This window comes from Ferroplasma sp. Type II (genome assembly GCF_000496155.1).
Genome location: NZ_KI542720.1, coordinates 1,093 through 9,286, shown reverse-complemented (window position 1 = coordinate 9,286; position 8,194 = coordinate 1,093). Strand labels below are relative to the sequence as shown.

Here is an 8,194-nt window from a genome sequence, read left to right as displayed (position 1 = left end):
ATATTGTAGCATTTCCATATTTAAAATTGATCTCTAAACAACATCATATTTTCTATTTCCTCTATTTATATGGCTTAATTCTGGATAGGGAAATCCTGTTAATTTCACATTCTGTCATATAAAATTACGATCATTTCAGGCCTCTGGTATCCCTTGATTTCAGAGATGAAATTCCAGTAGACTGAAACGGCCCCCTGAACATTTATATCTTGATCTCTTTTCAGAGAGGTATTTTATTTCCTCAAAAGTATTCCTACTCTCCTTCAGCATACAGTAGATGTTTTCTACATTGAGGAAGACAACGATTAAGGGTAATATAATTGCAAAATCTACACGAAATAATTAAAAAGGATTAATTATTGATTTCCGGAGCTTTTAGAAGATTTGGCATGGCAATTAACAGTATTACCAATACTATTATGAGTATATAATAGGACAAAAATAATTTATAATTCCTAGTATAATTACTGTTGAAAAGAAAATAAAAACCAGAATCATGTATTTTGAATAATAATGTTTTATGAGATAATCCTTTTTGATCTGATTTTTAACTCTTCTATTATTATATTGGTCTGCCCCCTGAAATCGTGAGCCAAAGTTGTCCTATGGTAACAGGCATATTGATTGAAGCTATGTTTTGTCCATTATAGCAGATATGATATAAAAATTGTGACACACAGTATTCTTTCCGATCCCAGATAAATAAATAACAATATATTCAAGCTGATCCATGGTGTATTGCCAGATAGAACTCATGAAACACTAAAATGGATTTTCGTCAATTTAGTTTACATATCATATTTCACATTAACTGCATTTATCTATAGTACAGTTCTCTTATTTTATCCAGTAAATCTTTATCTCCAGACAGGACAATACCATTTTTAACCATTTCATACACTATCCTTTTCTTTTCCTTACTCATATTATATATTTCATTTATTGTATATAGTCTTGGTTCTATATCAATGGGCATGTCAGGAGCGAGGAAATCTATTATATTCTTCTGTGTTTTATTGATAATTACAATATCTGCATCTGAGAACGGTGAATAATCCTTTTTAGCCAGAGAGCCTATAAGTATGGTAAGTACCGAACCCTTAGCTTCACATCTATTTGCATATTCTTTCAGTTTATCCATGATTAATTTATAATCAAGCTTGTATATTTTTGGAACAGAATTCGAATATTTCTTTTGCATAAGCTATGCACCTCCTCGCATCTTCAATGGAATAATATTCATATGGGGAGCCCTCGGTATAATAATCAGGATATCTGGATCCTATGTATACCCTATCAAGCTCCTTTGATTTTTCTATTGTTTCCTTATTTACAGTAAACTCGTCTAATTGAGACAACATTCTTGATATTGAATGGCTCCATATCTCCTTATTTAATGAATAATAAAGGGCCTTAACCGCCTTTTCCGCACTTTGCTGAGCGGCAAAACAAGCCCATTCATATTTTTCATTTTTCATAGAATCCTGTGATTCCTCTAAATCTCTTCTTGATTGATTTAACCAGTCTAATGGTCTTGATGGCATTATAAGAACATGATTAATTTGTTAATAATTATTTGTATTAAGTTTTATTTACTTCGATAATATTTATTGTATTAAGGTTATAAACCTCGGAGAAAGGAAAAATACATCACTGGGCACTCTCATCTCAGGAATTTGGTGAGGACATTCAAGAGAAGCAGTTAAGGGTCGTGGATCTGATTGTTAACCTGATATGCAACAATCTCATATTCAATAAGAAATCACACAAAAAATAATTATTTATCTTCCTGGATATAATTACCATTGGGAGAACCAAAAAATTTATATGATTCACGAAAATTATTATAATGTATTAGGCGAAAACTATGAAAACATTACGAATAGACAAAAGAGGTCACGTTAAATATATTCAAGAAGCTTCAAAAGCCCGTCTACCTCAGGGAAAGGATAGAAATGTAAAAATGCTAAGAGTTATTGTAAGATATATAGACGAGAACAAGCAACCATCTAAAATTGAGGGCTTAGTTAAGTCGACAACAAGTACAGTAGCTATAAGAAACAATGTCTTCCAAACCTTAGAGCAAATATCTGCTTCTGTCGCAAGCTCTGCAACTGTAAGCATTGAATTTCCCACAGCAGAAGGAACCAATTGATGACGGATACTTGGGAAAAGCCGTTCAGAGAAAAGTATAAGGAGCTTCTCCCTCTTTTTAGTCGGGCACTGGAAAAGGCGGAAAAACTTTCTAAAGATGAGTCACTTAAGAAGTTGTTTCCAGATAATACTCCACGTGTAATTAGCAGAATTAATCTCTAACTCTGGCAATTATGCATAATATGTTTTTAGAATACCTTTATTTTAAGGAATCAAATGCGAATATTTATATACCTACATATTATGTATATACATAATATGACACATCCGGACTGGGTACTGAAATTCAAGAAGAAAGGAACGCTGGTTATGAAGAGGGATGACCGGTACTATCTCTACAGGGTCTCAAGCAAATGGAACCCTGAAATGAAGAGGGCACAGATGAAGACAGGCGAATACCTTGGGAGAATAACACCCGATGGCATCATTGAACCCAAGGCAAAGAGGGTAATGAAACGCTATGAACACATATCTGTAAAAGAATATGGTTCTTCATTCCTCTTACAGCATATATCTGGTGACCTTACAGCATCCCTTAAAAACTATTTTCCTGAATGGAAGGAGGTATTTATATTTGCATGCATGCGCCTTATCCATGTATCCCCAATGAAGAACGTTGATTTCTATTATAGGACATCATTCTTGTCTGAAACAGTAAAGGATGCGCATGTTTCACCAGATGTGTTAGGTGACATGCTGAGGAATATAGGAATAGACAGGAAGTCAGTGGCAGATTTCATGAAATCATTCATGAAGGATGAGAGATACCTTGCAGTGGATCTGACACATGTGCTCTCAATCAGTGAAGGTGTAATATCCGCCACACTTGGGCATGACAGCATGGAGGAATACCTCCCCCAGGTACAGTTGCTCTTCCTGTTTTCACTGGAGCATGATGCACCGGTATATTTCAGGATACTTCCAGGATCAATAAACAGTGTCATGTCACTGAAGATTATAATGGAAGAAACCGGATATAAGAATATAGTCTTAGTGGCTGATACAGGCTTCTATTCCCTGAAGAACATTGAAGCTCTTGAGGCCATGAAAACATTTTTCATAATACCATTAAGGAGGAACTCAAGGCTTATAGATTATTCCATGAAAGGGGAGAAGCACTTCATGTTCCAGGACCATCCCATATTCTATTCAAAATATGAGAGAGATGGAAGAATATTATACACATTCAGGAATGATTTCCTTAAGGCAGAGGAGGAGAAGGACTACCTGAAAAGGCATTCCAGCTCTTCAGGATTCATAAAGATCAACAAGAGAATGGGAACCATATCTGTCATGACAAACCTGAAGGCCTCAGGTGAGATCGTTTATGATATGCTGAAATCACGTGTGGATATAGAGCAGTCATATGACACATTCAAGAATACAATACACGGTGACAGGACATACATGAGGGATGATTACCAGATGCAGGGATGGACGTTTGTGAATTTTATTTCACTGATAATGCATTACAGGATCTATAACCTGCTTAGAAAGCATGGTATTCTCAAGAAATACTCTCCTGAGGATGTAATAGAACATCTACAGCGTGTGAGCATGCTCAAGATCGGTGAAGAATGGAAGATATCTGAAATACCGAAAAAATCTGGGGAAATAATTAGGGCTCTTGAAATACCTATTATGCAAAATAACGGGAGTTAAAGTTTAAATTTATAGACCTCAGAGATATTAATAATAGAATATGATGCAATGCTCGTTATATCGTACAAAAGTGAGGAATCATACTTCATCAGAAATGAGAATGCAGAGAAAAACCTGTCACGAATGGAACTGTCTCCACGCTTAATTTCCTATTGTATAAAATCTCATGGAAATTCTTTACTTTTATTATAGAAGGGAGGACTCCTTTGTTGTTATATTAATATTAATTATGCCATAATAGTGGTAATACAACATATCATTATAATCAAAATATATTATATAATATATGCTTCCAGATTCACTCGTTGGTGATGTTTGATTTTTTGGATTGAAACTCACCGTAAAATCTATATTTTTTCCTGGTGAAATAATTATTGTGCTTACATTATAATTTTTATTGACATTATTATAACTATTATCTTCATATTCTAAGTTTTTATTTTCATAAATATATAAATCCTTAAAATTAGTGATATTTGTAAATTTATATACACAAATCCATGCATCTGTATGAGCTTTCATAGCAGTTAAGGTTGTCACATTATTAGTTATTGTTTGATTATTACTTGTAAGTGATAAGAGTCCTAAGAGTCCTAATAATGTATTATAGCATAAAATAGAGCTTATATTTGTTTCTGAAAAAATTTTATTTGTTATATTGTTGTATACATAACTTGAATTTACAAAATATCCAGACGAATCATAGGAAGTATGATATGGAAATGCCGTATTATTATAACAAATATATGGTGGTACATTTGTAACATTTAATAAATCCTCCTGAGTTATGTTTACGGATGCAAAAGATGGAGTTGCCATGATAAAACATATGAAGAACACAAAAAACGTTACTAATATAGATTTTATCTTCATGTATTTCACATTATCACCAGAACTCTCCTTTAACAAAATTATAAAAGAATAAAAAAATTTAAAAAATTATTTTTACGATATGGTATAAGTTGTGGTTAGTGTCACAGGCGATGTAACAGATCCAGTAAGTTCTATTGAAAGATATATTGGTGTTGTGGGCGTTAATGATATTGCACCGCTCGGGCTGGTTGTCAGAGCCTTTCCAGGAGAACTTGCTGATGCTACATAAGTAGCATAATATACTGTTATTCCCGATGTGCTACTTACTGTTAATGTGACAGTTACGGTACTGCTTGATGATGTATTAATTTCAAGTACATTCAAAAGCTCTATACTTGTATCATTAGCGACTGTTCCCACTGTTATGGTGTTTGTTGAGGTGTTAACCTGACCTTTGTCAGTACCATTTGTCAATGTTATAAAACCCAAAGAATTTGCCGTTTTATAATTTGGTCCCTGAGTCATCAATACAGGATTATTTGCCTGTGTGGTACTAATTGCATAACTCTGGTCAATAACAACCGATGCAAATACAGCTGCAGGTAATAAAGCTACCACTCCTATTGCAAGAATTACATATAATTTTCTTTTATCCATATTCCCATATTATAATGAATTATATAAAGGTTCACTTATAGCTTAATATTGAAAATTGTTGTAAAAATTTTAATAAACTGATATATAATAAATCGTACTTTGTTGTTAGGATGATATCTAAATTACAGTGATAACAATTTTAAACCGGTGTTTATATAGTAATTTTTAATATCGTTCAATTTAAGATGTTTCCAGTAATAAAAATAATATTTAACAGACCCTCTAGAAAAGCTTTTTATCCATAAATGAAAATAATTATGTTGAAGAACGTGATAAAAAATAAAACCATGTATGTTATAAATGAAGAGATATATGATATTTTAATGAGTTTTTGCCTGTTAAAGAATTTATATACAATAATATTTGTTAATATTATAATCGCTATATATGTGTATATAAATATGATACCCGGGTAAAGGGGAGGTGCGGATCTAAGTTTAAAAATGTATGGTGTTAATAAGAATATCATGGATGTAGAAAAAATAAGTATAACTATGTCTTTCTGAAGAAGATATATCAAGGAGAGTATCTCCAGCGAAAAAAGTATTGTTAGTACATAACCAATGAGATAGTTTATTTGATAACCAAAATGAGGAATTAAAAAATAAATATAAATAGGGGCTGAAAGAAGAATCAAAATAATCACAGCAGTAGAAATAGCAGTAATGAGCCCATAAAAAATATGAAAAAATGTGCGGTATTCTTTTTTAAAAAATCTACTTTTGCCTATCATTTGTCTAGTGCCACAGTTTAATAAAAATATTGTCCTCCTTGTTTTTTCATATTCATGAAGAATACGTTCAGATTCATCCTTATCGAACCATGAAAAATTATCAATAGAAGGGTTTTGAACAATGCACATCAAAAATAAATTATCCTTCAGTGAATAATTCACAGGGGAAACAAACCCAGAGTAATCGATTGCGCTCAATAAACCAAGAGAAAAAAATAACTTTTCCTGAGGATATTTTCTCATTATGAGATACAATATTAAAAGTGCAATAGAAATGGATATTATTAACGCTGGCAGAATATGAACGAAATTCCAGTAATTAAATATTATGCGGCGGTAAGCCAATATCGCAAGTTCATTAAATTTATACATAATCACACATTGATAATTTCTAACAACTATTAAATTTTTACTTATCACTTACTCTTTCGAAAGAATTTCAATTAATTTCTGTTTAGATTGATAGGAAGTGGCTTTTTCTTATGCTCTTTTCTTAATATTTTTCCCTTTTCTGTCGCTTTCTTGATAGCTCACGCTATTATCCCCTTATTTTTCATCCTTATCACGCAGATCATGTTATGGCCAAGGCACATGAACATGTTCTTGACCCTCACTCTGGGAACTGTTGTAACGAATACGTGACCTCCATGGAATATTCCCTTTATAACAGAATACGGTCTCTCACCCCTGGATCTTTTCCTTGTTATCCTGAGATTCCTGCGGATGCTTTCCACTGGCAGCTTGTGTCCCCTGGCAGCCTTATCCATGGCTGCATCTATTCCCCTTCCTTCAACGCCAAAGTAACCCTTGTCCTTGTAATTCACGATGCCAGGAATGGATAGATCGATCTGCGAGTCATGCACTGATGCAGTGGTCGTTGCATAGTTCAGTATCATGTCATTGTCTGAATCCTGTATTGTGTGGAGCTTGTACCCGAAATGGGATCTTTTGTTCTTCACTGTCCAGGTACCGTCCTTGGATCTCCTTGTCTTTGCGTTCTTCCGCTCCTCCTCCCTTGCCTTCTTCTTTTGTTCAATCTCAATTTTCCTTGCAGTCTTTGCCTCCCTCTTTGATGTTTTCTCTTCATTATGATCCGATTCTGAAGGTTCCTTCACCGGGTTCTGATCCAAATAGATTGGTATTGTTCCGTCACCTTTCCTGTGCTTTCCATGGCCTGGATCCGATTCGATGAAAGTGGCGTCCTGAATTGTACCTTTCTTTACTGTAATGCCCTTCTCTTTGAACTGTTTCCATATCTCCTTCCAGATCTTCTTGTCCTTGTGATTATTGGAGAGCCTTTCGCGAAAGAGCCATATGGTTCTTGCATCCGGTACCGATTCAGGATAATCCAGGAAGTTCATGAAATCCAGGCGATTGTGTATCTCCTTCTCAATGGACTCATCAACTATGCCATATATGGACTGAAGGAATAGTATCTTGACCATGAGTATGGGATCATAATTTGACCTTCCACCCTTCTCTGTGTTATTAATATATAAGTCATTGAGTAAAGGCCTGATCCTTTCCCACTCTATGACAGTCTTCATGTCGGAAAGCCTGTCGCCGAATCTTTTCAACTGATCATATTTCTCCCGGAGACCGTAATTCATTATGTCCATGCATATTGATCGCGATTGCATGAATAAAGGTTTCGCTTGCAAACGTAGTAAATTATGGGATAAACTGAATATTTTAAATAAACGTGGTTGAAGAGATGAAATGAAAATCACATTCATAGGATAATAAAGAGAGGGGTTATTAGAAAATCTCTCCTTTAACAAAATTATAAAAGAATAAAAAAATTTAAAAAATTATTTTTACGATATGGTATAAGTTGTGGTTAGTGTCACAGGCGATGTAACAGATCCAGTAAGTTCTATTGAAAGATATATTGGTGTTGTGGGCGTTAATGATATTGCACCGCTCGGGCTGGTTGTCAGAGCCTTTCCAGGAGAACTTGCTGATGCTACATAAGTAGCATAATATACTGTTATTCCCGATGTGCTACTTACTGTTAATGTGACAGTTACGGTACTGCTTGATGATGTATTAATTTCAAGTACATTCAAAAGCTCTATACTTGTATCATTAGCGACTGTTCCCACTGTTATGGTGTTTGTTGAGGTGTTAACCTGACCTTTGTCAGTACCATTTGTCAATGTTATAAAACCCAAA

General features: G+C 34.1%; 8 protein-coding genes. 2 read left to right on the top strand and 6 right to left on the bottom strand.

Annotated features, from left to right (window positions below):
- Window positions 1-817: 817 nt before the first annotated feature.
- Both AMDU4_RS06800 and AMDU4_RS06795 read right to left on the bottom strand, forming a co-directional pair.
- On the bottom strand, window positions 818-1,141 hold the full coding sequence (locus tag AMDU4_RS06800) for a nucleotidyltransferase domain-containing protein (RefSeq protein WP_290704472.1): 324 nt from the start codon (window positions 1,139-1,141) through the stop codon (window positions 818-820).
- 13 nt (window positions 1,142-1,154) lie between these two features.
- The gene (locus tag AMDU4_RS06795; RefSeq protein WP_021787243.1) at window positions 1,155-1,544 is read right to left on the bottom strand and encodes a HEPN domain-containing protein; all 390 of its coding nucleotides are present in this window, start codon (window positions 1,542-1,544) and stop codon (window positions 1,155-1,157) included.
- A gap of 323 nt (window positions 1,545-1,867) precedes the next feature.
- On the opposite strand from AMDU4_RS06795, the gene AMDU4_RS06790 reads away from it, so the two are divergent.
- Both AMDU4_RS06790 and AMDU4_RS06785 read left to right on the top strand, forming a co-directional pair.
- Window positions 1,868-2,155, top strand: coding sequence for a hypothetical protein (locus AMDU4_RS06790; protein ID WP_021787242.1), 288 nt, complete (start codon window positions 1,868-1,870; stop codon window positions 2,153-2,155).
- Between the two features lie 242 nt (window positions 2,156-2,397).
- Window positions 2,398-3,816 carry a transposase gene (locus AMDU4_RS06785; protein WP_290704469.1) on the top strand — a complete coding sequence of 473 codons (1,419 nt, stop codon included), beginning with the start codon at window positions 2,398-2,400 and terminating at the stop codon, window positions 3,814-3,816.
- A gap of 186 nt (window positions 3,817-4,002) precedes the next feature.
- Here AMDU4_RS06785 and AMDU4_RS06780 read toward each other — a convergent pair whose 3' ends face one another.
- The 4 genes from AMDU4_RS06780 to AMDU4_RS06765 form a co-directional block, all read right to left on the bottom strand.
- Window positions 4,003-4,635, bottom strand: coding sequence for a hypothetical protein (locus AMDU4_RS06780; RefSeq protein WP_290704466.1), 633 nt, complete (start codon window positions 4,633-4,635; stop codon window positions 4,003-4,005).
- Between the two features lie 126 nt (window positions 4,636-4,761).
- Window positions 4,762-5,286 carry a hypothetical protein gene (locus AMDU4_RS06775; RefSeq protein ID WP_021787238.1) on the bottom strand — a complete coding sequence of 175 codons (525 nt, stop codon included), beginning with the start codon at window positions 5,284-5,286 and terminating at the stop codon, window positions 4,762-4,764.
- Window positions 5,287-6,549: 1,263 nt separating this feature from the next.
- Window positions 6,550-7,638, bottom strand: a complete 1,089-nt coding sequence (locus AMDU4_RS06770; protein WP_021787236.1) for an IS5 family transposase — start codon at window positions 7,636-7,638, stop codon at window positions 6,550-6,552.
- A gap of 198 nt (window positions 7,639-7,836) precedes the next feature.
- Window positions 7,837-8,194 (bottom strand): hypothetical protein (locus AMDU4_RS06765; RefSeq protein ID WP_290704463.1); only part of this gene is annotated, 358 nt, incomplete at its 5' end.

Excerpts from the sequence above, each read along its gene's own strand:
- AMDU4_RS06800 (WP_290704472.1), bottom strand. The coding sequence starts at position 1,141 with ATGGATAAACTGAAAGAATATGCAAATAGATGTGAAGCTAAGGGTTCG.
- AMDU4_RS06795 (WP_021787243.1), bottom strand. The coding sequence starts at position 1,544 with ATGCCATCAAGACCATTAGACTGGTTAAATCAATCAAGAAGAGATTTA.
- AMDU4_RS06790 (WP_021787242.1), top strand. The coding sequence starts at position 1,868 with ATGAAAACATTACGAATAGACAAAAGAGGTCACGTTAAATATATTCAA.
- AMDU4_RS06785 (WP_290704469.1), top strand. The coding sequence starts at position 2,398 with ATGTATATACATAATATGACACATCCGGACTGGGTACTGAAATTCAAG.
- AMDU4_RS06780 (WP_290704466.1), bottom strand. The coding sequence starts at position 4,635 with ATGGCAACTCCATCTTTTGCATCCGTAAACATAACTCAGGAGGATTTA.
- AMDU4_RS06775 (WP_021787238.1), bottom strand. The coding sequence starts at position 5,286 with ATGGATAAAAGAAAATTATATGTAATTCTTGCAATAGGAGTGGTAGCT.
- AMDU4_RS06770 (WP_021787236.1), bottom strand. The coding sequence starts at position 7,638 with ATGGACATAATGAATTACGGTCTCCGGGAGAAATATGATCAGTTGAAA.